17 protein-coding genes and 1 tRNA gene are annotated in these 24,974 nt (G+C 43.3%); 9 read left to right on the top strand and 9 right to left on the bottom strand.

Going from position 1 to position 24,974, the window contains the following annotated elements; all coding sequences use genetic code 11:
• Positions 1 to 32: 32 nt before the first annotated feature.
• From HHL16_RS05165 to HHL16_RS05150, 4 genes are all read right to left on the bottom strand, one after another.
• The gene (locus HHL16_RS05165; protein ID WP_169424065.1) at positions 33 to 1,163 is read right to left on the bottom strand and encodes an RtcB family protein; all 1,131 of its coding nucleotides are present in this window, start codon (positions 1,161 to 1,163) and stop codon (positions 33 to 35) included.
• A gap of 240 nt (positions 1,164 to 1,403) precedes the next feature.
• Positions 1,404 to 3,779: a family 10 glycosylhydrolase gene (locus HHL16_RS05160; protein ID WP_169424064.1), complete on the bottom strand. Its 2,376-nt coding sequence runs from the start codon at positions 3,777 to 3,779 to the stop codon at positions 1,404 to 1,406.
• Positions 3,780 to 3,962: 183 nt separating this feature from the next.
• Positions 3,963 to 5,057 carry an SGNH/GDSL hydrolase family protein gene (locus tag HHL16_RS05155; protein ID WP_169424063.1) on the bottom strand — a complete coding sequence of 365 codons (1,095 nt, stop codon included), beginning with the start codon at positions 5,055 to 5,057 and terminating at the stop codon, positions 3,963 to 3,965.
• Between the two features lie 88 nt (positions 5,058 to 5,145).
• A complete protein-coding gene (locus tag HHL16_RS05150; RefSeq protein ID WP_169424062.1) occupies positions 5,146 to 5,580 on the bottom strand; it encodes a DUF1801 domain-containing protein in 435 nt (144 codons plus the stop codon).
• Between the two features lie 618 nt (positions 5,581 to 6,198).
• On the opposite strand from HHL16_RS05150, the gene HHL16_RS05145 reads away from it, so the two are divergent.
• From HHL16_RS05145 to HHL16_RS05135, 3 genes are all read left to right on the top strand, one after another.
• Positions 6,199 to 6,945, top strand: coding sequence for a sigma-70 family RNA polymerase sigma factor (locus HHL16_RS05145; RefSeq protein ID WP_169424061.1), 747 nt, complete (start codon positions 6,199 to 6,201; stop codon positions 6,943 to 6,945).
• Between the two features lie 75 nt (positions 6,946 to 7,020).
• The gene (locus HHL16_RS05140) at positions 7,021 to 9,342 is read left to right on the top strand and encodes a DUF262 domain-containing protein (RefSeq protein ID WP_169424060.1); all 2,322 of its coding nucleotides are present in this window, start codon (positions 7,021 to 7,023) and stop codon (positions 9,340 to 9,342) included.
• Positions 9,343 to 9,525: 183 nt separating this feature from the next.
• Positions 9,526 to 9,978, top strand: coding sequence for a GNAT family N-acetyltransferase (locus HHL16_RS05135; RefSeq protein ID WP_169424059.1), 453 nt, complete (start codon positions 9,526 to 9,528; stop codon positions 9,976 to 9,978).
• Positions 9,979 to 10,066: 88 nt separating this feature from the next.
• Here the strand turns inward: HHL16_RS05135 and HHL16_RS05130 are convergent, their stop codons facing one another.
• On the bottom strand, positions 10,067 to 11,596 hold the full coding sequence (locus HHL16_RS05130) for an FAD/NAD(P)-binding protein (protein WP_169424058.1): 1,530 nt from the start codon (positions 11,594 to 11,596) through the stop codon (positions 10,067 to 10,069).
• Between the two features lie 606 nt (positions 11,597 to 12,202).
• Here HHL16_RS05130 and HHL16_RS05125 point away from each other — a divergent pair.
• Entirely contained in the window at positions 12,203 to 13,921 is a 1,719-nt protein-coding gene (locus HHL16_RS05125; protein WP_169424057.1) for a DUF262 domain-containing protein, read from the top strand.
• 547 nt (positions 13,922 to 14,468) lie between these two features.
• Here HHL16_RS05125 and HHL16_RS05120 read toward each other — a convergent pair.
• Positions 14,469 to 14,543 (bottom strand) — tRNA-Arg (locus tag HHL16_RS05120).
• 147 nt (positions 14,544 to 14,690) lie between these two features.
• On the opposite strand from HHL16_RS05120, the gene HHL16_RS05115 reads away from it, so the two are divergent.
• Positions 14,691 to 15,344 (top strand): hypothetical protein, encoded by a 654-nt coding sequence (locus HHL16_RS05115; RefSeq protein WP_169424056.1) that lies wholly within the window; start codon positions 14,691 to 14,693, stop codon positions 15,342 to 15,344.
• An 88-nt stretch (positions 15,345 to 15,432) separates the two neighbouring features.
• Here the strand turns inward: HHL16_RS05115 and HHL16_RS05110 are convergent, their stop codons facing one another.
• Genes HHL16_RS05110 through HHL16_RS05100 form a run of 3 tightly spaced genes read right to left on the bottom strand, consistent with a single transcriptional unit; the run spans position 15,433 to position 18,111 of the window.
• A complete protein-coding gene (locus tag HHL16_RS05110; protein ID WP_169424055.1) occupies positions 15,433 to 15,927 on the bottom strand; it encodes an SRPBCC family protein in 495 nt (164 codons plus the stop codon).
• 3 nt (positions 15,928 to 15,930) lie between these two features.
• Positions 15,931 to 16,731: a response regulator gene (locus HHL16_RS05105; RefSeq protein WP_169424054.1), complete on the bottom strand. Its 801-nt coding sequence runs from the start codon at positions 16,729 to 16,731 to the stop codon at positions 15,931 to 15,933.
• 15 nt (positions 16,732 to 16,746) lie between these two features.
• The gene (locus HHL16_RS05100; RefSeq protein WP_169424053.1) at positions 16,747 to 18,111 is read right to left on the bottom strand and encodes a sigma-54 dependent transcriptional regulator; all 1,365 of its coding nucleotides are present in this window, start codon (positions 18,109 to 18,111) and stop codon (positions 16,747 to 16,749) included.
• 256 nt (positions 18,112 to 18,367) lie between these two features.
• Between HHL16_RS05100 and HHL16_RS05095 the strand changes: the two genes are divergently transcribed.
• From HHL16_RS05095 to HHL16_RS05080, 4 genes are all read left to right on the top strand, one after another.
• Positions 18,368 to 21,532, top strand: coding sequence for an ATP-dependent DNA helicase (locus tag HHL16_RS05095; protein WP_169424052.1), 3,165 nt, complete (start codon positions 18,368 to 18,370; stop codon positions 21,530 to 21,532).
• Between the two features lie 64 nt (positions 21,533 to 21,596).
• Positions 21,597 to 23,009, top strand: coding sequence for an Ig-like domain-containing protein (locus HHL16_RS05090; protein WP_169424051.1), 1,413 nt, complete (start codon positions 21,597 to 21,599; stop codon positions 23,007 to 23,009).
• Positions 23,010 to 23,054: 45 nt separating this feature from the next.
• Positions 23,055 to 23,675: a recombination mediator RecR gene (gene recR / locus HHL16_RS05085; RefSeq protein WP_169424050.1), complete on the top strand. Its 621-nt coding sequence runs from the start codon at positions 23,055 to 23,057 to the stop codon at positions 23,673 to 23,675.
• Positions 23,676 to 23,920: 245 nt separating this feature from the next.
• A complete protein-coding gene (locus tag HHL16_RS05080) occupies positions 23,921 to 24,931 on the top strand; it encodes a homocysteine S-methyltransferase family protein (RefSeq protein WP_169424049.1) in 1,011 nt (336 codons plus the stop codon).
• Positions 24,932 to 24,974: the final 43 nt, after the last annotated feature.

The raw sequence follows: 24,974 nt of genomic DNA, 5'->3' as shown, positions 1-24,974 counted from the left end.
TGAGGCGGCAGCAATGCCGCCTCATGCGAGAATCAGATTTCAGAGTATTTGATAGTTACAACAGGTGTTGTAGTGGTGACCTTCTTCAAATGAGGCTGATATTTGAAAATATCGGTCGCATCTTTGTAAGCAAAATCAAACTCCTGAATATACCCTTGCGGAAATTCTCCAGACTTGTTCAACAGTTCACTGAATTGCTGTCTGAACTCTTTCCGTTGCTTTTCTTTCAAAACTGTTTTCCAGTATTTCATGGCATCGAATCTCGACAACCTTCTGCCTGCACCATGCGCGCATGACTGCAGGGCATCTTCCGTTGCACTACTGTTCAATGCCTGTACCAGCAAACTTCCTCTGGACATCGACAACGGAATCACCACCGTTTTACCAGGATTGAGTTCTGTACTGCCTTTCCGGTGAATCACATTTCCTTTTGAAAAACGGATATGATTGTGCACAGAATCTTCCAGCTGATAAGGAGTGCCATAAAGTTCTCCCTGATCTCCATGCTGTTTGAAATTTACTTCGAGATAGTCTTTTGCTATCATCGCTTTATTGCTTTTCACGTAATTGGCGTTTTGCAGAAAAGCGAGCGTTTTCAGGCAAAAGTTCTTTCTTCGCTCATATCCGAACAGTAATGTTGCATTGTAATACTGAATGAAATCTTCTTTCAGAAAATCAATGTGGATATGATCAGCGATCGTACCAGCTTCGCGTGAATAATCGCGTGTCAGCTGAATACATTGCTGATAAAGAGCAATCCCTCTGTCTCTTGTGCCTGTGTGGCAGATAATGAAAACGGCCTGATCATCTTCCTCTATGGAGAGAAAATGATTGCCACCACCGAGGCCGTCGTCTGTCATTTTTGTATGCGCAAAATTCAGCGCCCTGAAGTGTTCGTTCTTATCGAAGTGTTTCAGCCAATATTTCTTATCGATTTTGAGATACATCACACCGCAACCGATGTCTTTACCGGTGATCAGGGGATAGATGTAATCCTGAGTAGAAAAAGCAACACCAACAGGCAAAGCCTTCTCAGCACAATAATGAATATCAGTAAAGGCACAGATGTTTTGAACGTATTCGCGCTGTGCATACTGCTGTAATTGCTCCAAAGCATTTTCTTCAATGCTATTGGGATCGCAATAGAATCCAATAGAAGCCATGTTCTTTAATTTGGGAGAAAAAAAGATTATTTCCGGGGACCTTGGCAGGAACATCTGTCCCCTACAGAGATGTCAGCAGCCGATATTTATCGGTAGTGCAAAGATACTATTTCATTTTTTTGTTCCAAATATTCTGTTGATCACCCAATATTAGAGATAAGAAAAACAGTATTAATACAGCAAAAAGCAAAGGATCTGATCGTTATGATCAGATCCTTTTGCATATGGTTGAATAACGAATTACTTCCTTGCCGTCTTCACCAGTTTCAGCGTCTGCGACTGCTGACCCTGTGAAACTTTCAGAATATACATTCCTGGCTGATAGCTGGACCCAATATTGAAGAGACCGTTAGCGGACAGTCCTGTTTTCGATTCTATCACTTTGCCTGCAAGATCGGTTACTGTGTAACTGATCGTTTGCAATGAAGTGCTCAGTGTGATCACATAGAATTGATCAGGCGTTGGGTTCGGATATGCCTTCACAGTAAGCATTGCATGTGGATTCGGATTTTCCGGGAATCTCGGCGCCTTCACCTGCACCTGCTGCTGGCTGGAGTTACCCACGCTGTCTGTTGCAGTGATGGTGATTGTGTAGATTCTTCCATTTCCGAATGGCCCGTATTCTGCACGCAGCTGAACCAGATGATCATTCACTACAACCCAGTCTGGAGAAGTGTTTCCATAGATTCCGCCAGCTACAGGTTCATTGCTGGTTACAGACAAACTGGTTTGTACTGTGCTGCAATTGTCTTTCGCATCGTAAATCACGGCAACATCTTTCAGCTTGTGATTCGGAGGCCAGAGTTCGGCTGTACTAACACCTGCATTGCTGATCACAGGAGCGATGGTGTCTTTTAATTGAATAGGGAATACACATTCAGTTTTATGACTGGCTTCATCAATAGCACTGAAAGTAATATCAAAATTATGATGCCCATTGATTACAGTGCCTGCAGCAGGAGTTTGCGTTACTGTGATGCCCGGAGCATTTATCTGCCCGTTTACTCTTACAAGTGCCGAGTAGTCTGGCACAGTAATGTTGCAGGAAGAATCTGTGTACAGTTGTTGCGGATCAGGGCAGGTAATTGCCGGAGGCAAATTCGATGCACTGTTGGAAGCATTGCTCTCATTATGAAAACGGTCAAGAGCGCTCACCGCGTAGTAGTAAGTTGCTCCATCTTCCCCGGAAACATCTGTGAATGCAGCTTGATCTGCATTTGTGATGGCAAGGATGTTTGCAGCATTCGCGGTATCGATCTGCTCGCTTGTTGAACGATAGATCACATATTGTCTGGTTCTGTTCAATTCATCGGAAGATGGCTGCTGCTGCCATTTGAGAACAACAGAGTCTGTTCTGAATTTCGCCACATACAATGCATTGGGCTGCGCGGGAGCGATGCTATCGCGCCACGGCATGCGTGGCTGCAATACGGGAAGATTGTAGAAGAACAGCCTGAGTGAATCTCTGAAACCCAGTCTGGCAGTACTTCTCATGCTGCTTGTATTATAAATGGACTGACCGTAGATATTGCTGAAAGTTCTGTTCAGTCTCATTTCATTGGGGATCTGAGAAGGGTTTGCCCAGTTGACGCCCATTGCAGGATCATTCACTTTGTATCCGGCCATACCGATGTAGATATGTCGTCCATTGGCCTGATTATTCCACCACGGAACGATGGCTGCATAGTTTGCGCCTGGTTGCCCGATATACCAATACACCTGCGGAGCGATGTAATCAACCCAACCTTGCTGCAGCCATTTTTTTGTATCGGCATACAAAGTGGTGTAGTGTTCCAGTCCGCTGGTTGGAGTTCCGATTTCCGGGTTGGTGCTGTTTCTGTAAATGCCCGAAGGAGATACGCCAAATTTCACCCATGGCTTGAGATGAAGGATGGTATCATTTACTTTTTTGATGAGCAGGTTTACGTTGTCCCTTCTCCAGTCGGCACGATTGGTGAATCCGCGTGGATCGTTTGCGAAGCTCGCATCATCGTTGTATGGCGTAGTTCCTGACGGCGCTGCGGGTGGATAGAAGTAATCATCGAAATGAATTCCATCCACATCGTATCGGTTTACAATATCGGTGATCACACTGAGAATGTACTCACGAACCGGTTGCAGTCCGGGGTCTAATACTCTTAATGTGCCCTGACTTAATAACCACTCAGGATGTTGTTTGGCTACATGGGTTTCGGAAAAAGATGGCAGGCTGTTTGAGTTGCCCGCTGCACGGTAAGGATTCAACCATGCATGAAATTCGATGCCACGCTTGTGGCATTCATCAATCATAAATTGCATGGGGTCCCAAAATTCTGTGGGTGGCTTGCCCTGCGTACCGGTGAGATCTGCAGACCACGGTTCGATGCTGCTCGCATACATTGCATCGCATTGACTTCTTACCTGAATGAACAGGGTATTCAGTCCTGTTGCTTTGTGATGTTCGAGAATGGAAAGAAATGCTGCACGTTGCTGTGCTGGTGTTTGAGTGCGGTTGGGCCAGTCGATGTTTGAATAGGTGGCGATCCAGGCACCCCTCATTTCGCGTTTGGGTGCTTGTTGGGCAATCGTCACCAGGCTCGCTCCAACGCATAGGAATGCTAGTAGAGTTTTTCTCATAAGCTGCGATTTGCTGGTTTATGCCCAAAATAATTAATGAATTGCAAAAAAATGCAGGAATCAATCGGTGTGGATAAGAATAAAACCTGCAAGAAAACGCATTATTAAAATGAAGATATTTTAGCTACTGATTAATTTGTGGGATATGAAAAAGACATCGGAATTGCTGAAAAATAATCGCCACTATTTGTGTTTCTTCATTGCCTGCTCTATCAGTGGCAGCAGCGCATCTGCAATTCTGGTAAATCCAAGATCGGAAAGATGCACTCCATCGACGGTTGCTTCGTGATCATTCCCTATCAGCTTTGTGGTTTCGATGTAATAGATATTCTTTACTCCTTCTTTAATTAATCGATTGTAGGTTTTCCTGATCTCCTCGTTTTGCCGCGTAATTCGCTGTCCTACTTTTTGATCCCAGTTTCCATTTTCTCTGAACACAGTTTCAACTAAGATGATGGGAGTATTGGGCTTCTTCCCACATAACAGCTTTATGAATGGATAAGATCTTTCGTTGATTTCTTCCGGAGATGGATTGGGAATGCAGTCGAGTACATAACAATCTGCAGGAACTGTAGCCAGATATTCAGCCAGCTCTTTTTCCATTTTGGCGTTGCCGCTGAAACCAAGATTGATCACATCATATCCTGTTCTGCGTTGCAGGATGGCAGGATAAGCCATCCCCGGTCTGCTTGCAGAAGCTCCCTGAACAATGCTGGATCCATACACAACAACACGCAATGTTGTATCAACAGCAGCATGCGCAGGAGACTTTATAATAGCATTCTCTTCTACTCCGATCTGCAAATCGTTTATTGAGTTGTACAAAGGAAGATAGATCATGAATTGCTTGGTGGAGTTATCCATGTTTTCAATGATCCGCTGCTCCTGATCGATTCCTTTAGCAGGTTTCCCCACGTTTACATATTGCCATTTGTTATTCCGGAAGCAATACAGATCGAGTCCGCTATGAGCGATGGGCGTCATGTTGCTGAGATAAACTTCTCCCGATAATTTCCATTTGGCGCGGATGGTAGTTGAGTTTGTCTCGAACAGTACGGCAATTCCGGCGCTTTGCTTTGCAAGACTTCTTACGGCCATTGGCATGGGAGCCGCCTCTGCACTATCGATCCGCTGAAAACAAGAATCTGTTTTTTTTGCTTTGCCGATCAGGGTCAAAGTCTCTGCCTTTACGTAACGGATGTTGTTTTGAGCAAAAGCGTTTACGCAAAGCAGCAGCATATTTACTGCTATCAGGGTTTTCAGAGCTGGTGTTTTCATTTCGGTAGTATAATTGCCTTACTGTTATTTGTTGCAAAGAAAGGGGTTCTTCGGTTTTTATGAAGAGGTCCGGCGTTAAGCTTCTGCCTTATTTCTTAATTTTTGAAATGGTAGCGCCTTTCACTTTCGTTGGTTTATCCATGTCTTTGATTGCAAAATCGATGGCAGCTTTTACAAGATCCTTCACCTTTTTGTTATTAAAATCCGCTTGCGTAGTGATGGATATATGCCTGATCAGATTGCCGGTTCCCGTAAGGAGCTTATGCGGATCATTCAGTTTAGTGCCTTTATTAAATCCGAGGTTGAGATGATTGGTGTAGATGGGAATCATGCAGTAAGCGTCTGCAAGTTTATCGGAAGTGGAAAATACGGCAGTGAGCGCGTGTGTATGGTATAACAACTCATTGCTATCCGGATGGATATCGAGCATAAAGGCCCGTAAATCTTTGAATAATTGGATCAGCTCTTTTTCTTTGAATTCCAAAAGAAAGAGAAAATCAGGATGGATGCTTCTAAGTGACATAGCAGGTTATTGGGCATTAACTATATCAATATAAGAAATATTCTGAAGAAGAGGGCTCCTTTACGTAGTACACACCATTCCTTAATTGTAAATGGAAATAACTAAAAAAGCAGTATTCCATTGGCGTCCAGCACACACATTTCAATCTATTCATGTGAGCCTAGCAGTTACACAATTTGCTATTTTTTTCTATTAACTGTACTGGTTGTGAAGTTATTAAGGTATATCTTTACAACCTATCATACACTTGCTATTTCACACCACGAACATTATACAACTTCTCAATTATTGACCACTACCCAACAAGGTCAATTAGAGATCAACGTATGTTGTAATTAAAATGCGCGGATAGCAAGCCGGGATTAACCTTTCCATTTTCAATTGTCAGATTGACAATAGAACTGCATTTGCTGATTTAGAAATCGGTGCAGTTTTTCATTACTAATCATTTCCTGATCGTTTCCTTACGGGAGATAGAGGCCTCTTTTTCCGTATAATTTCTGTCATCCAACCACTCGTCATTGTTAGCTTATTCATTTCTCACAATGAATAACTGACCAGGAATTCCTGTGCGATATCGCCAACAAATTTTTTAATTAACCTAAAATTAGTACGCGAATGAACCCTGGGTTCAGAAATCTAACTGACATTATTCAGTTTATAAAATTCAGAGACGGAGACCCCGTAGGTTTACAACATATTTACGAATGGTTTTACCAACCTACGTTAGAATATGGTTTCCAGATTCATCCGGATAAGAATGATATCGCTGATTTTACTCAGGAGGCATTTTTCAGCCTCTGGAAAAAAAGAGCAGACATGGTCAACTCATCTCACATCTATTTTTACCTGAGAAAACGCGTACTCGGGTCCCTTTATGAATTCAGACGTTATAGGAAAAGGTGTGCTCCAACAGAATTTATTGAATTTGTCTCCGACAGGCGGTTACCTCACCAGAAGCCTTTCCCGAAAGATAATTCAATAGAAATTACTGAAACCGATCTTGAACTGTTGAGAAAAGCTACACCAAGCCTTCCTCCTGACTTACGCATTATTGTAGAGAAGTACCTGGATGGAATGCCTGAAAATAAAATTGCCCAGGACTTAAGTCTTTCTATACAGGCAGTGAAGAAAAGAATTCAACAGGCAGCATCCCGTCTGCAAATCATCATGAATAATCTTGACCGTGCCAGGAAAAACACAATTCCACCTTCATTGCAGGATAAGATCAATGTTTATTTAAGTAAGAAGGAAGCTACGATTGCCCTTTACTTTTATCAACATTCCGATGAGGATCCAAATGAAGTTTGTAGACTTTTCGGCATAACTATAAAGCAACTTATAGATATGCTTGGAAAAATGTAAGTGCAAATCCAATAATCCTCAGGAGGAGCGTCTGTCTCTCCTCCTGATTTTTTACCATATTAACATCATTAAAAAATGACAACGCTCATCGAAGCTTGCAATAAAGCTCATATCTCTGATAAACTTATCTCCATCAGTTCTATTTATAAATCCAATTCCAGTTATAAGTTATATTACAACCCACCTTATCAACGAAACTATGTCTGGACGGAAGTAAAAGCGACTTATTTCATAGAAACAATTCTTCTTCATGGTGAAATCCCTCCTATTGTAGTATTTGATACAACAGAAATATGGGAAATTATAGACGGTAGGCAGAGAGTGGAAACCATAGAGAGATTTATCAATGATGGGTTCAGTTTAAAACGCCATGGACTTGATAAATTATGGTATTTATCTGATAAAAAATACTCACAACTTGATACAATAACTCAAAATAGAATTCTCGATACACGCCTGCGATTTATCGTTTTCGCCACCAACGACACCGACGACAGATCTCAGATAAAAGACGCATTTACAAGAGAGATTTTCAAAAGATATAACCTTGGCATTTCACCATTGAGAAAAGAAGAGGTTTTTCTTGCTGACTATCTTCATAACGACCTTAACAATTACTTCAAAATCAATCTTCTCAAAAACAATGATTTTCTCGAACAGGTTTCTTCAATTTTTGACCATAAGACAAAAAGCATCGAAACATTAATGCAACATATCAGGCAAATGCTGGTATTGCATAAAATCCCCATCAGTAATTTTTCTTATGACAGAGACGATATAGCCAACAAGTACTTCCATCTCTATTCCCTTCACGAGAGCCGCGACAAAAAAGGAGTAGATATTCCATCTATTTTCAACGAATTTCAGACTTCCATTAATTACCTGTCCGAAATCAAGAGTATGCTTGATAAAATAAAACCCGGCTCGAATGGATTTCTTTTTGATTGTTTGTTTTGGGCATTATCAGTAACCAAAAGCGAAAACGGAGATCAGGAAATTATCAATAGTGCTCAGTTCAAAAGCAGGCTGATTCAGCACTTCATCAAGCATTTCGACAAGTACACCATGTACAAATCCAATCTATCCACTCATATCAAAATGCGGTACAGGCAGATTGCATTATTCTTTAGCCAGCAACTCAATTTCTCTTTTGAAGAATATTTATCGGGGACTATTAACTTCAAAAAGGCTCAACAATCATTTACTACTGAAGATTTGCCGGACTTTGCTCCAGAGGAATCGAATATCACGATCTTCACCAAAGCGGAACCGACCAAGTACACTGTTACCGATATTATAGACAGAATGAGGAAGGGCAGATTTGACCTCCGTCCTCCTTACCAAAGAGGAGAGGTTATGAATATTGCCAAAGCATCTTCTCTGATCGAGAGCATTTTGCTGGGAATAAAAATCCACCCAATATTTGTTTTCGTAAGAAAAGATGGTGTGTTTGAAGTGATTGATGGACAGCAAAGATTGCTGTCCATCCTGGGTTACTTAGGCGAACAATACCTTAACCCACAAGGGAAATATGAGCGCTCCAAAAAGAATAAGTTCAGATTAAATCTACATTCCGGGATGTTGACGGAGCTGAACAATAAAAGTTTTGAACGTCTCTCAGATGCCAATAAGCGGAAGATCCAGAATTTTGACTTAAATATTATCGAAATCAAAGAATCTGAAAACGCCACATTCAGATCTGAAGAACTATTCAAAAGACTGAACTATAAACCATATCCGATCAAACCTAACAGCTTTGAGTATTGGAATGCGTATGCCAATCCGGATATAATAAAATCAATCAAGGAAATTCTTCAACGTTATCCCTGGTTGCATCTTAAAAAAGCTGACACCAGAATGCTGAATGAAGAACTAATGACCAGCCTTCTCTACCTGCATTTTCTGGCAGGCACTGAGCCTCCCACATTAAGCAAAATGAGAGAGTTTATGGCTATTTTCAGAACACATAGCCAGATTGCGATTCGCATTACCAACAAGGCACATATCACCAAACTCCTTGAGAACCGTCTTATGCATAAGCCATTTATTACTTCGTTCAACAGCTTTGAATCTGGATTCATCGAGAAACTGAAAATTCTGACAGAAAATCTCTCATCAAAAACTACAGATGCATTCAGGAATCACAAGCTTGATCTGCTTCTCGAAAGAGGTGTTGCAAGATCATCCATGGGATTTTATATTCTCTGGCTGGCTCTTCAGGGAGTTCCTGTTGAAAAAATTGCTGATAACCGTGCAGATATCAAAAGCAAGATCAGCAGGTTATTTTCACTGCTTGGAAACCCTGATGCAGTTGGAAGATTTGACAACAGCCTAACTGAATTATGGACGCAATATGGGCAAACTCCAAGTCAAAAAAACACACTGGCGATTGCTTAGCAAGAAAGTGTTGTAAATTTAGTACCCAATCCCTGGTCTTAGCAGATCAGGGATTTTTCATTAATTTTCATCATTGGATCAGAAGCCTGCAACAACTTCCCTTATTAATTTCTTCTTCAATTCCTCATTAGCCACATGGATATGATAAATTCGCAAGACCATTCAACATATAAGTGAACTCATATGATAAACCTTATTTTTCGCAGGGCGGAGATATCAGACCTTCCAGCAATAATACAGCTACTGTCAGATGATATTCTTGGAGCATTACGAGAAAAACAGAATGACAATCAGAAGAACCTCGATTCATTTGAAGAGATCGATAAAGATCCAAACCAGTTTTTGCTTGTTGTTGAAGACAACAACATAATAATCGGAACGCTGCAACTGACTTTCATACCAGGGCTCGCGCGCAGCGGAATGCGACGCGGACAGATAGAAGCAGTGCGTATTGCCAGCAACAAAAGAGGAGAAAAAATCGGAGAAGCCATGTTCCAATGGGCGATAGAACAATGCCGGAATGCAGGTTGCGGGCTGGTTCAACTCACAACAGATAAATTACGACCAGATGCTCATCGCTTTTATGAACGACTTGGCTTTGAATCTTCACATATCGGTTACAAACTCAGATTGTGATTGAGTTGCTTCCTCCGGAAATATCATTTGAAAAAAAACCGGAAAAGAACAAACATCTTTTCCGGTCCGAAACACTATCAGTTATTTGCTATCGGTTTCTTTCAATAGTCAGCAGTTTTACATTGTATAGGATTTTCAGGTTTTCTTTTGATACTATCTGATCCCAAACATCTCCCCATCCTTTAGACCACGCGGTGACTATGGGTGTATTTCCACCAAGTCCATCTTTGATGATCGTTTCGATAATTGCCGGGGTTATCCATATCAGACCATAAAAAGCAGGGATGGTGGATAAGGTTCCATATCCCTGAACTTCGTATCCATACTGAAGAATTCCAATCAGACAATCCATTTTATGATAGCGAAGAAATTCTATGAATGTTTTTGAAGAATGTTCTTTCAGAAATTCCGCTGGAGGAGTTGAAGGCATGGGAAATCCATCTCCAAAAATCCATTTGTGCAGCAGTGCATACTTTCCGAGTTCGATCAACAGATCGGCCTGTGCTTCTTTATCATCAAACCAACCGGGTTTAAGGCCCAGTTCAGCTTCGGCTTTGCGCAGGCAGTATTCATTATAGCCCATCACCAGCGGAGCATTGAAATTGGCTGGAAGCTGACCTCTTGTTACGATGGCTCTGAATCCATCGTTCCCCTGACCGAAAGTGATTCTTGAATTTCCTACAAGATACTTTTGCAAATCTACAACCATCGGATCATATGCAGGCGACATATAACAGGTGCCCAACTCGCAATAGGTTGGCTCAAAATATCCGGGAGGATATGGTCCATCCATTTTGATGGTATGCGTTTTTCCACCATACCTGTCCGTGGATTCAAGCAGTTCGATATTTGTATAACCGAGATTTTTCAGCTTAACGGCAAACAGGAGTCCACTTACACCTGCTCCAAGAATGGCGATGCGGGCTGCTTTGTTTGTTGGTAATGATTTCCTTGCTGCAGATCCATCCGCCAAAAGCATATTGGCATATCCCCAGCAATCCAATGCAGATTCAAAGCAGGTAGATGCATGAACATACAATGTATTGTTCTGCCCCTGCAGATCGAGCAAATTCCATGGAAGTTGCGCCTGCAGATTTTCCTGAGAATAATGATCGAAGTAAGGCGTGGTGAGACTGTCTACAACTGTATAATTTGTTCCGAACGGCCACCAATCGAGGTTAGGCAATTCACTCGCAAGAATTTTTGCGAACTGGTCGGGACTGTAAGGATTTGAAGAAGGGCCCTGAAGCTGATAAACTGTAACCAGATTTTCTGTCATGGTATTTGAAAATCTCAATCCGAATCGCTTGGCGGACTCATTGCGGAAACCGTACACCGATCCCTGCATTTTATCGAGCACGTAAGGAGCGAAGATCACACCGTGCTCTTGTTTTCTTAGAAGCGGAACTTTTATGAGGGTGGTGTGAAAGGTGAAATTTTGAAGTTCGTTAAACAGATGAAATTCTTTGGTGTGGTAGTCACAGATGCCTTCGAGATTTCTGGGATCACAGGCTACTACGAGAAGATCATAATACTTGATAGTTTTTAGCTGGCCGCGGGAATAGGCAACTCGTACCGGGCCGGTGGCAAGGTTTGATTCGTTGTTGGTATTTTCCATAATAAGGTTTTTTGGGATGACATACATCAGGCAATGAATATAAGCTGACAGCTGAGTATGGATTGCCCGTGAAATGACCCAATTTGGCATAGCGGGAATTACGATGAAGCGACTTTCCGGATGGTATTGTTCATGAATCTCTGTATCAGAGAATTCAATCCCTTGTGAGATGAAGCGTTAGAAGCTATTTCTGCGGAATGATAAAAAAACTCTTCGGTTTGTTTCATCAGATTCGTAAGAACCGAATAAAACTCAAGCAGCTGAGGACGGAGAAGATCGGACAAATATCAGACAGGTTAACTAAGAAAATCGCCATATGGACTTCAGGGAAATCAAGAAGTCACATAAGTCACTAACAATCATACATTTAAATAAATAAAGAATTCACTACCAGCTTCAGCTATAATTAAGGATTCTCATTGACATTTGGTGATTTTTTTTATTTTAGATCTAGTGTTATTGATTTGCCTTGAATATTAATTCTCGAACATTTTCCAAATATCTCTTCAAATTATGAATAGCCACTTCCTACTGAGAAACCCAATCGCTCTATACCTCTCTTTCAGAGAAAACTATTTAATCCATTAATGAAAAAACGATATGAACTTGTTCGCATATACACGCACAATAAAAGACATACTAACATTAAACAGAAAATATATTATACCAAGGTTTCAAAGAGAATTTTCTTGGGAAAAGCCTGAACATGATATGTTTTGGGATGATATTCTCTCGCAAATTTATATTGAACAAAATGAATTAAAGACAAATGACTATTTTATTGGTTCAATTGTCTTGGTAGGAGATGATTCTAAAGACACAGAGTTTTTAGTAGTTGATGGTCAACAAAGGTTAACTACTATTACAGTTATTTTTTCAGCTTTAACCCAAATTTTAAAGGAAATTGATGAACCTCTATCAAAAAGTTGCTATTCCTATGTTGAAGGAAAGGATGGGGACTACAGACCATTCTTTAAGCTTGAAAATGAAAGCCCCAAACCCTTCTTACAAAGGAGAATTCAAAATTTCGATAAAGAATTAGATTATATTCCAGAAACAGAAGAAGAACAAAAACTATTGTTAACATATGACTATTATATAAGGCGATTAAAGGAAGAGAATCTTCGTTTTGATTTTAAAGAGACAAGCAAAAACACTAAGCATTATTCTTACACTGATCTCCTAAAGATTCTAAGGGATCAAATTTTGTCCTTCAAGACAATATTTATTACGGTTGACAACTTAAAAGAAGCTTATACCATTTTTGAGACCTTGAATGCAAAAGGAAAAGATTTAGAAACTATTGATTTAATTAAGAACAAAATATTTACTCTTCTTGACGATGATCACCCTACTGATTACGCAAAGGAAACATGGAAAAAAATAAAATTTACATTACGCCAAAGAGATGAGTCAGTAAATCTATCCACCTTTTTTAGGCATTTTTGGATTTCTAAATATAGTTTTCTGACAGAAGCCAGAATTTATGATTCCTTCCAAAAATTAATTCCAGAAACAAAAAAAGAGTATAAACAATTTCTTCAACAACTATTAGAAGCTGCGAGCGATTATACTCAAATAATTGCGCCAACGCCAACAGATTGGAAATCACAAGAAGCTAAACCAGTTTACAATTCACTTGTAGCCCTTAATTTATTTCGCGTATCACAGCATCGCTCTTTCGTTTTGGTTTTACTAAAGTCTTATAAAGAGAAGCTTATCAATATAACTGACCTAAGAGAGGCTTTACAAAAAATTGAAAAATTCCATTTTTGTTTCACTGCTGTTTGTTCCCAAAGGGCTTCTGGAATAGAAGGAATTTATTCAAAAGCATCTAGAGACCTAAGAAGTAAAACGTCAAGAAAAGACGCTCAAAAGTCAATAAATGAACTTATCCTTAAACTAACACATAAACTCCCAAACAACGATTTATTCATTAGAAAGTTCCACGAGTTAGAATTCACAGATTGGTTAACTAAGAACAAGAAGTTGATTCAATATATTTTTACAAATATTGAAATTAACAGACAAAATACCAGTGAACTTACAGCAAGTAATCTTTCTCTTGAACACATTGAGCCACAAAGCAATTTACACCCTTGGGTATGGAAAATTGGAAACCTTTTACCTTTAGCTTCAGAAATTAATTCAAAAGTTGGAAATAAGGATCTAAAAACAAAAATTCCCCATTACAGAAAATCAGCATTTAAGATTACTCAAGATTTTTGTATCAAATATAAAAACCAAGGAAGCTGGACTGACAAAGATGCCGAACAGAGAACAACAGAATTAGCAAATGAGGCCTACACGATATGGAAGCTATAATTAAAGAAACGCCAATGTGATCTCCAATTGATAAACTATATGCGCCCAACCCAGCCTATTGCGATCTGTATGCAGAGCTACTTCACGAAGCATACAAAGCAACAAACCAGCGATATGAGCATAGAACGAAGACAAGTTCTATCCCAAATCGAAGAGTTGACCACCCGCATCAACACCACCCGGAACAAAGCAGCCGACAACCAATTCTCCTATGAAGACTTTCTGATTGTCAAAACCGAATGTACAAAGCAGATAACCGACCTAGAGAAACAATTGTCGAAACTTCCCGAACGGGAAAAGGGAATTGAAGGCCTGCTCCAGAAGGGGGTTCATAACCTGATAGCCATTGACCAGGCCTATATCAACGGAACCATCCCTGAAAAACGCAACATCGTGAGTTCGATGTTCCCCGGAAAACTCATTTTTGACGGATCGCAACATCGAACTCTTCGGCTCAATGAGGTGGTTTCGCTGGTATGCACACTAGACGCGGGTTTCCGACAAACAAAAAACCGGAAAACAGACAAAAATTTGCTGCTTTCCGGTATGGTAGTCCTGACAGGAATCGAACCTGTATCAAAAGTTTAGGAAACTTCTATTCTATCCATTGAACTACAGGACCTAATCACCACTCGCCCGGAGATTCCTCCCCTTGGCGAATTCCCGCAAAAGTAATATTTTCCACCTTCCCCCGGAAACTATTTCAAAAAAAGGCACTTAGCTTCCTCTCAATTCTTTGACCTATCTTTGCCGCCCTATTAATTATTGTATGAAGTTTTATTCCTGGATCATCCGTTATCGCTTTTACCTCGGCATCATACTCATTCTCGGTGGTGTTGCTGCCAATGTCTATGCAGGCTTCTGGCCTTCATTTCCTTTATATTTTATAGGAGTGATCCTGCTGGCCAGCCACTTCCTGATCGGACCACTCAGACTGGTACAGGAATACATGGAAGCCGGCGATATCGAAGGCGCCCAGCGCGTTGTGAACTCCGTTAAATTTCCCGGTCTGCTTATCAAGCCTATCCGCTCTGCCTATTTCACTATCAAAGGGCAGCTCGATATGGCTAATCAGAACTTCGATGCAGCCGAAGCCAATATGAAAAAAGGTATGTCGCTCACCACCAACATGACCAAAGACATGAAGGGAGCCAACTACCTCCAGATGGGAATGATCTCCCTTCAGAAAGGTGATTTCAAACAAGGTGAAAAATATATCCGCGAAGCCCTCCGCGCCGGTATCGCCGACAAAGAAAGCGAAGCCGTTGCCTACCTGCAGATGTGCAATATCATGATGAACAAACATGAGTTCCGCGCTGCCAAAGAGTTCTTCCGTAAAACAAAGGCCCTGAAGCCTACCAACCCAGACGTTGTAAAACAAGTTAAAGAGATCGAAAAGTACATCTCCAGAATCCCAGGATAATAAATGTTTTATCATAAAAAGAAACCCCGGCTGCAAACTCAGCCGGGGTTTCTTTTTGTATATGATTTTCAGATTATCAAATCGCAACTCAGTAAACTTTCACATCAACCTGCTGCCCTTCCCATTTCCCCAGCAATTCTTCAATCCGCTGAAACCTGTACCTGAAGAGGCTTTCAAGTTTTTTCTTCACCAGTATCGAGTTGATCATTCTTCCCATCCACCATCCGGGGATGCTGTAATGTACTATGTCTACCATTTCTACTCCACCATCGATAGCGGTAAAATGATGCTGATGATGCCACATTCTGTAAGGGCCATACCGCTGCTCATCCACAAAGTATTTCAACGGAACTACATGCGTGATCTCCGTCATCCAGTAAAGCGGAATGCCCAACAAAGGACTCACTTTATATTCTATGATCTGTCCCTGATAAACCACGGGGCCATGATGACGGGAAATTACCCTGAACGCAAATTCCGCCGGCGTGATATCCACCAGCTTTGCAGGGTCTGAGAAGAATTGCCAGGCCTGTTCCACACTAACGGGTATGCGCTGAACGGCCCTGATAGAATGATGCGACATATTTTATTCCGGAAAATCAGCTTTCAGCTGTCCCAGACAAAGATCCAACTCTTTGTCCAACTGACCTATCAGCTCCGGCATTTTCGCGGGTGATTCTTCCGCAGTCAATGCGACTATCGAACAAACGATCCCTTTTACTGACGCTATCTTGAGTGTTCCGGAAGGCGATTTCATTTTATGAGCCAGCTTGCTCACTTCCGCATAGCGGCCATTCTTCAGCTCTTCTTTCATCAGCGCCATCGATTCCGATGACAAGGTAATGTAGAGCTGCACCAGCTTATGAACAAACACTTCATCTCCGCCAGACATGCCGCGAAGCGGTGTGAGATCATAAAGCTTGCCATTTGTGTGTACGATGGTTTCTTCGCGCAGCGGAACCTTCGGTTTTATTTGAACTCCCTGCTGTTGCAGATTATTCGATACCACCACAAACAAGGCAGATTCATTGAATGGCTTGGGAAGAAAATCGTTCATGCCGGCTGCGCGGTATTTTTCACGATCGCCCTTGAGGAAGTTGGCAGTGAGCGCCACTATGGGTATGGTGGCCTTCATGCTTTGCGGCAACTGCCTGATATGACGTGTGGCTTCGATGCCATCCATTACGGGCATCTGAATATCCATCAGTACAAGATCGTATTCTCCCTCCTGTACCATTGATAAGGCTTCCTGTCCGTTATTGGCAATATCAACTTCCAGTCCCCATCCCTCGATGATCCTGCGCACCAGAAATTGATTCACGCTGGTATCCTCCGCTACCAGTATCCTTCTTTTGCCAAGGCTACGGTAATTGATTTCCTGCAACATTGAAATATCGATTGATTATTTGGTTCTCAGTTCACCGGATTGAATCATTCGATAGATGGTTGATTTTCCCATTCCCAGTTTTCTTGCTACCAGCAACACATCTTTATCGTACCGGTCTAAAAAGTGCTGAATAATCTGCACTTCATATTCACGGAGGGTTCTTTCTTTTCCGTTCATGGCATGTACTGCCGCCGGAGGGGTATTGATCATGATATGATCTGGTTGTACGGTATCGCCATCAGACATCACTGCAGTGAGTTCCATGATGGAACGCAGCTCGCGCACATTCCCCGGAAACTCGTACTGGGTGAGCTTTCTGGCCGATTCGGGGCTTAGCACTTTCCTTGGAAGGCTGTTGTTATCGCAGAACTGATCGAGAAATGATTTAGCCAATATCAGTATATCATTTCCGCGATCGCGGAGCGGGGGCATTTTTATTGGAAGACCAATGAGACGATAATACAGATCTTCCCTGAAATTCTTTTTATGCACTTCTTCCAGCAGATCGCGGTTGGTTGCCACGATGATGCGAACGTTTATCGGTATCACATCATTGCTGCCGACCCTGGTGATCTCGCGTTCCTGCAAAGCCCGTAGCAATTTTGCCTGCAGACTTACTTCCAGTTCGCCGATCTCATCGAGGAAGAGCGTGCCGTTGTTTGCTTCTTCAAATTTACCGATTCTTCGTGTAACCGCGCCAGTGAATGATCCTTTTTCGTGACCAAATAATTCACTCTCCACCAATTCGCGTGGAATGGCAGCCATGTTTACAGTAATGAATGGTTTTTTGCTTCTGTCCGAATTGGAGTGGATGGCTTTGGCTACCATCTCTTTACCTGTTCCTGTTTCGCCTGTTACAGACACGGTGATGTTGGTTCCGGAAGCTTTTCCGATCATTGCAAACACCTTCTCCATACATTCGCTGCGGCCGATCAGAAAACGCGAGTAATCGTTTCTGCGACCAACTTCCTCTTCCAGTGCTGCGATCTTCTTTTTCAATCCCACAATTTCTTTCAGATGCAGCAGCACATTCCAGAGTCTGTCTTTGGTGTCTTCGTCTTTTACAATGTAATCGAAAGCCCCGCCGGTAACCAGGCTCACAGCAGTTCGCAGGTCTTCCTGACCTGAGATGATTACAACATTGATATCCGGATTGATCTCGCGGATTTTTTTGAGGACCTCACTGCCGTCCATGTCGGGCATAAAATAGTCGAGGGTTATTACATCGGGGGCTTCGTGCAGGTGGTTGAACAGGTCGCCAGGTTTGTCAAATCTTTTTACTTCGTAATCAGGATTCAGTGAAAGATAATGCTGCAGCATAGAACCGTACCACAGATCATCTTCGAGGATAAAGATCCTGAGTGCGTTCTGATTTTTCATTGTTTTGGATTGACTGATCAATAACGTAAAAGAGCTGAAATTATTCCCGTAACAAGAATCTTTCCCTTTTCTAAAATAAGCATAATTTTTCAACCGTAAGCTACTTGGTATCAATTGTTAGAAAAATCTCTTTACTGGAATCAATACCCGTAACCGGCTGATTCATCGTGTATTGAACACAATAAGCACAGGCTTTCCACCAATGAAACAGAATCGCCTATGTAACAATACATTCTACTTATCTTTGACACACAATATGTCCATACGCAGAGAGCAGCTGAAGGAAAAATTCCTCACTGAATACGCCCATCTGAACGAAGAACAGAAACGAGCTGTCGATACTATTGAAGGCCCTGTAATGGTGATTGCTGGTCCGGGTACAGGCAAAACCCAGATCCTCGCCAGCCGGATTGGTAAGATACTGCTCGATACGGATTCGTTACCTCAGAACATTCTCTGTCTCACCTACACTGAGGCGGGGGTGGTGGCTATGCGCAAAAGACTCACCCGTTTCATCGGCCCCGATGCTTACAAGGTGAACATCTACACCTTTCACGCATTCTGCAACGACATCATCCAGGAGAATCTATCGCTCTTCGAGAAAACAGCACTGGACCCGGTTTCAGAGCTCGAACGCATTGAACTGTTCACTCAGCTGATCGATTCATTCCCTAAAAATCATCCGCTGAAACGCTATCGCGGTGATGTATACTTTGAGATACATAACCTGCAAAGCCTCTTCAGCACTATGAAACGCGAAGGATGGACGCCGGAATTCATCAACGAAAAAATCGATGAATACCTCAACGATCTGCCCAACCGCGACGGCTTCGTTTACAAACGCGCCTACAAACAATTCAAAGCCGGAGATCTGAAGCAGGATAAGATCGACGAAGAAAAAGAGAAGCTCGAAAAACTTCGTGCTGCAGTGAATGAGTTCAATAATTTCCAGCAGCTCATGCGCGATCGCAACCGATACGATTTCGAGGATATGATCAATTGGGTGATCCGCAGCTTCGAAGAAAACAAAACCCTGCTCGCTCGGTATCAGGAACAATTCCTTTACATTCTCGTAGACGAATATCAGGATACCAGCGGTACACAGAACCGGCTCGTAGAGCTGCTTTTAAGCTACTGGGACATTCCCAACATCTTTGTAGTGGGCGACGACGATCAGAGTATCTATCGTTTCCAGGGCGCCAACGTAGAGAACATGCTTGGCCTCGCACACACTTATAAAGATGATCTGTTCAAAGTTGTACTAACCAAGAATTATCGTTCAACCCAGCCGATACTGAATGTAGCACAGTCGCTCATCAACAGAAATAAAGAAAGACTGGTAAGACAGATACCCGGCCTCACCAAAGAACTCGTGGCCTCTCACCCTGTAATGAAGGGCCTTCAGCATATGCCTTCAGTTAGGGAATACGAATCGCAGCGACAGGAGATGATCGGCATCACCATGGACATTCAAACACTGGTGCTCCAGGGCGTAGATCCCGGGCGCATCAGCGTTATCTACAAAGAAAATAAATACGGAGAAGAACTCGCTACTTACCTGATGCTTCGAAATATACCGGTATACAGTAAGCGAAACATAAACATACTCGAACTGCCATTGGTGCATAAGATGATGCAGCTACTGCGTTATCTCGCCACGGAGCACGATATCCCTTACAGCGGCGATGAGATGCTCTTCGAGATCCTGCACTTCGACTGGTTCGATGTTGCTCCCATCGAGATCGCAAAATTGAGTTCGGAAGTTGCCGACAAACAGTTCACGTCTGAAAAGATCTCACTTCGCAAACTGCTGTTCGACAAAACCAGCCGTCCGCCGAAAGACCTGTTCACAGCGGCTCCTGATCCATCGCTGAAGCAGGCGAGCATCATTATCGAGAAGCTGATCCGTGGCGTTTCGAATCTCACCCTGCAGCAATTGTTCGAGCTGATTGTGCGCGAAGCAGGTGTGCTCACCCGCGTTATGGAAAGTCCTGAAAAAATCTGGGACCTGCAGGTGATCACCGGCCTCTTCGATTTTGTTCAGGAAGAAAGAAGAAGGCAGCCAAACATGAACGTGCAGCAATTTGTGAACGTGATCGATCTGATGGAGCGCGAAGGCTTACCGCTTCCGCTCGTGCGCGTGAGCGGCAGCGACAAAGGTGTAAACCTCCTCACTGCCCACGGCTCAAAAGGCCTGGAATTCGAACACGTATTTGTTGCCGGCACCAATGCCGCCTTCTGGGAAAAGAAAAGAAAACCCGGCGGCGGATACAAATTGCCCGATACTATTTTCACTTCCAAAGCTAACAGCAAGGAGGAACCGAATGATGATGAAGAACTGCGTCGTTTATTCTACGTAGCCCTCACACGTGCAGAACAGCATCTCAACATTTCGTACAGCCGCTTCCGGAGCGATGGCCGCGAACTGGAACCATCCATGTTCATAGCCGAGATCCAGGAGCATCATGATATCCCTGTAGAAAAAGTATTCATCGGAGACGATGTGCAGGCTGAGTTCCAGGCACTGTCACTCAGCAGAAGTGCGGCTCCGGAGATCAACGAACTCGAAGAAGGCTTCATTGCTCAAAGGCTCGACTCCTTTGTGATGAACCTTACTGCACTGAACAATTACCTCAACTGCCCACTCGAATTCTATTTCAAGAACCTCGTGCGTATTCCCGCACCGAAGAATGAGAACACAGAATTCGGTTCCGCTGTGCACCATGCACTGGAACAATTTTTCAGAAAGATGAAGGATAACGGTCAGCAGTTCCCGCTCAAACAGGTTTTTCTGGAAGACTTCAAATGGTACATGAACCGCCATCGCGAAAGCTTCACCAAAGAGCAATTTGAAAGAAGGATGGAATACGGCCAGGAAGTGCTCAGCAATTACTACGATCAATACATTTTCAGCTGGAGCAAAGTGGTGACCATCGAACAGAACATCCGGAATGTAGTGGTAGCGGGCGTTCCATTGAAAGGAAAGATAGACAAGATGGAGTTCGACGGCAATTCAGTGAATGTAGTGGATTACAAAACCGGAGACCCCGATAAAGCTGCAGCCAAGTTCAGTCTTCCCGGCAACAGGTATCCCAATGGCGGTGATTACTGGCGTCAGGCGGTATTCTACAAATTGCTGGTGGACAATTTCGGGAAGAAAGACTGGAATGTGATAAGCACTCAATTCGACTTCATCGAACCCAGCAAAAAAAGAAAAGGCTACCATAAAGAAATAGTTAAGATTGCTCCGGAAGATATCACCACCGTTACACAGCAGATACGCATGGTGTGGGATAAGATCCATGCCCGCGATTTCTATACGGGTTGCGGAAAAGAAGATTGTCACTGGTGCAATTTTGTAAAAACAAATAACCTCGCTATCGCACTGCACGAGCTCAAAACAGAAGATGAGCTGGAATAGCCATTCCGCTTTAAGACGTTTTTATAAATAAACCCAGTAAGTTTGCAGACTGTATCCCAGATATATGCTAAAGTTCAACCATTTGTTCGTGATAGTGCTGCTGGCATTCGCCGGAGCGGTTAGTATGGTCAGCAGTACAGGATGTGCCAACATCGCCCCTCCCACCGGAGGTCCGAGAGATTCGCTTGCGCCAAGACTGGTGAAAGCAACTCCCGGAGATTCTGCACGTGGTTTCAATGCCAGAAAAGTAGTGTTCGAATTCAACGAATTCGTTCAGATAGACAACATACAACAGAACCTGCTGGTATCGCCAACGCCAAAGATCAATCCTAACGTAACCAGCCATCTGAAAACAGTTACTGTTGCCATCAAAGACACGCTCGAACCCAATACCACTTACATATTCGAATTCGGTAAAGGCATCAAAGACGTGAACGAAGGCAACATATTGGATAATTTCACTTATGTATTCAGCACAGGTACATCCATCGATTCGTTAGAGATCAGTGGTAATGTAATGGTGGCCGAAACCGGACTTTCAGATTCCACGCTGATTGTGGTACTTCATCAGGATCTCGATGATTCGGCTGTGATAAAAGAACGTCCCCGCTACGTAGCCAAGCTTTCACCGAAAGGCGAGTTCAGGTTCCACCATCTTCCTCCCGGCACCTTTGCCATTTATGCAATGAAAGATGAAGGCGGCCAGCGCAAGTACATGAGTAAATCGCAACTCTTCGCATTCGCAGACAAACATATAAACACTACCGAAAACAATAATATCACGCTGTACGCCTATCAGGAGCGCGATACCACTCCTCCTAAAAAGCCCGCCACACCTCCAAAACCGGCGAAAGCAGATAAAGACAAAAAGCTTCGGCCTTCATTCAACCTCAACGGCGATCAGTTCGGACTGCTCGACACCCTGCGACTGAGTTTCAATCAGGCTCCGCTGAGCAGCTTCGATTCCAGCAAGATCATTCTCGCCGACGAAAAAGCACAACCACTCACTGGCTTCACTGTTGTGCGCGATACCAGCAATAAATTCGCATCGGTGTTCTATAACTGGACGGAGAATACGCCTTACAAACTGATTCTCCAGAAAGGCTTTGCCACAGATACACTTGGCAATGAAGTAGCTAAAACCGATACCATTCCTTTCCGCACCAAAAAGAACAGTGAATACGGAACGGTTCAGCTCAAATTCATCAACCTCGACCTTACTAAAAACCCCGTACTGCAGTTTGTGCAGAGCAATCAGGTAAAATATTCGCACGTATTCACCAGTCGTGATTTCAAAGCCAAATTGTTCACTCCCGGAGATTACGATCTTCGTATCCTCTTCGATGCCAATAAGAACGGCGTTTGGGACCCAGGCGAATTCTTCGGCAAACATACTCAGCCCGAAAAAGTGATGGCAGTAACCAGAAAGGTGACCATCAAGGCCAACTGGGATAACGAAATTGATATCACTTTATAGGCTCCATCGCTTCCAAAGGCAGGCTAAACTACCTACCTTTGCAGTATGCAGTTTTCATCAGGATTATTAGAGAATGCAGTCAACGAATTCGCCAAACTTCCCGGTATCGGTAAGAAGACGGCGCTCAGGCTGGTATTGCATTTGCTCAAAACCGAGCAGGATAAGGTAGAGCATTTCGGGGAGGCTATTGTGAAGATGAGGCAGGAGATCAAATTCTGCCAGAAATGCTTCAATGTTTCCGATACCGATCTCTGCTCCATCTGCTCCAATCCGCTCCGCAAGCAGCAATTGATCTGCGTGGTGGAGAATCTGCGTGATGTGATTGCTATTGAAAGCACCCAACAGTTCAGCGGAACCTACCATATTCTCGGAGGCATCATTTCTCCGTTAGATGGCATTGGTCCCGATCAGCTGAATATCGAAGCGCTGGTGCAACGCATCAAAAACGATCAGCCAGACGAAGTGATCTTCGCACTCAACCCCAATATTCAGGGCGATACCACCATCTATTATATCCAGAAAAAATTGCAGTCCCTTCCCGTGAAAGTCACAACCATTGCACGGGGCATCGCCTTCGGCGGCGAACTGGAATATGCGGATGAAATGACGCTGGCAAGATCTATCACCAACCGACTCCCCGTAGAGAATTACGTGAATAACCGATAGCAATGGAGGCTGGTTACCGCCCCATTGTTATTACACCCATATTTCGTAGATTTGCGCAAGTCACAGGCGGATTTGTTTATTGTTCGGCCTGTTGTCTGCCGCTCACGCGGAAGGCATAAAAAACGGAACTAATGAACGCCAGGAAAAAACTCCTCAATATTTCCCAACGTTTATACCAGTTCTACTTTAACCGGCATATGCCTTGCATATCGTCCGGATTGTTGTACAATTTAAAATTGTAAGGTATGGACATCAAAAAAGAGCTCCGCAAACGTATCCTTGTTATCGACGGTGCAATGGGCACCATGATCCAACGCTACAAGCTAACCGAAGAAGATTATCGTGGTGAAAGATTTAAAACCTGGCCTTCGGACATCAAAGGCAACAATGAAGCGCTCTCCATTACACGCCCGGATGTAATCGGCGCTATTCACCGCGAATATCTCGATGCCGGTGCAGACATCATCGAAACAAACACTTTCTCAGCCACAGTAATTGCACAGGGTGAGTATGGCATGCAGGAGTTTGCCTACGAACAGAATGTAGCATCTGCACGCATCGCACGCGAAGCTGCTGATGAGTACACGGCCAAAGATCCTTCCAAACCAAGGTTTGTGGCAGGCGCTATCGGCCCGCTCAATAAAACACTGAGCCTTTCTCCCGATGTGAACAATCCTGGCTATCGCGCTCTCACTTTCGACGAAGCGATGGAAGCATATTACGACCAAACGAAAGGACTGGTGGAAGGTGGTGTTCACATTCTGCTGATCGAAACCATTTTCGATACACTCAATTCAAAGGCAGCCATTTTCGCCATCAAGAAATTCTTCCACGATACCGGTCTTCCCGAACTGCCCATCATGATCAGCGGAACCATCACCGATGCATCTGGCAGAACACTGAGCGGACAAACACTGGAAGCATTCTATACATCCGTAATGCATGCCCGCCCACTGAGCATCGGCCTCAACTGTGCACTCGGCGCCAACGAAATGCGCGCGCATATCGAAGAGCTGAGCCATATCGCGGCCTGCTACACTTCTGCATATCCCAATGCCGGACTTCCAAACGCAATGGGAGAGTACGATGAACAACCTCATGAAACCGCACACTTCATCGAAGAGTGGGCTTCACAGGGTTTTGTAAACATCGTTGGCGGATGCTGCGGTACCACACCAGAACATATCCGCCATATCGCAGAGCATGTAAAATCATTCGAACCAAGACAACTGCCGGTATTGGAACCATCCCTCTGATTGTTTCAAACCGCATCCATACAAGATGAAAGCCGGACCTGCT

Source organism: Pseudoflavitalea sp. G-6-1-2 (genome assembly GCF_012927185.1).
Taxonomy (GTDB): domain Bacteria; phylum Bacteroidota; class Bacteroidia; order Chitinophagales; family Chitinophagaceae; genus Pseudobacter.
This window is presented reverse-complemented; position numbering and strand designations above follow the sequence as displayed.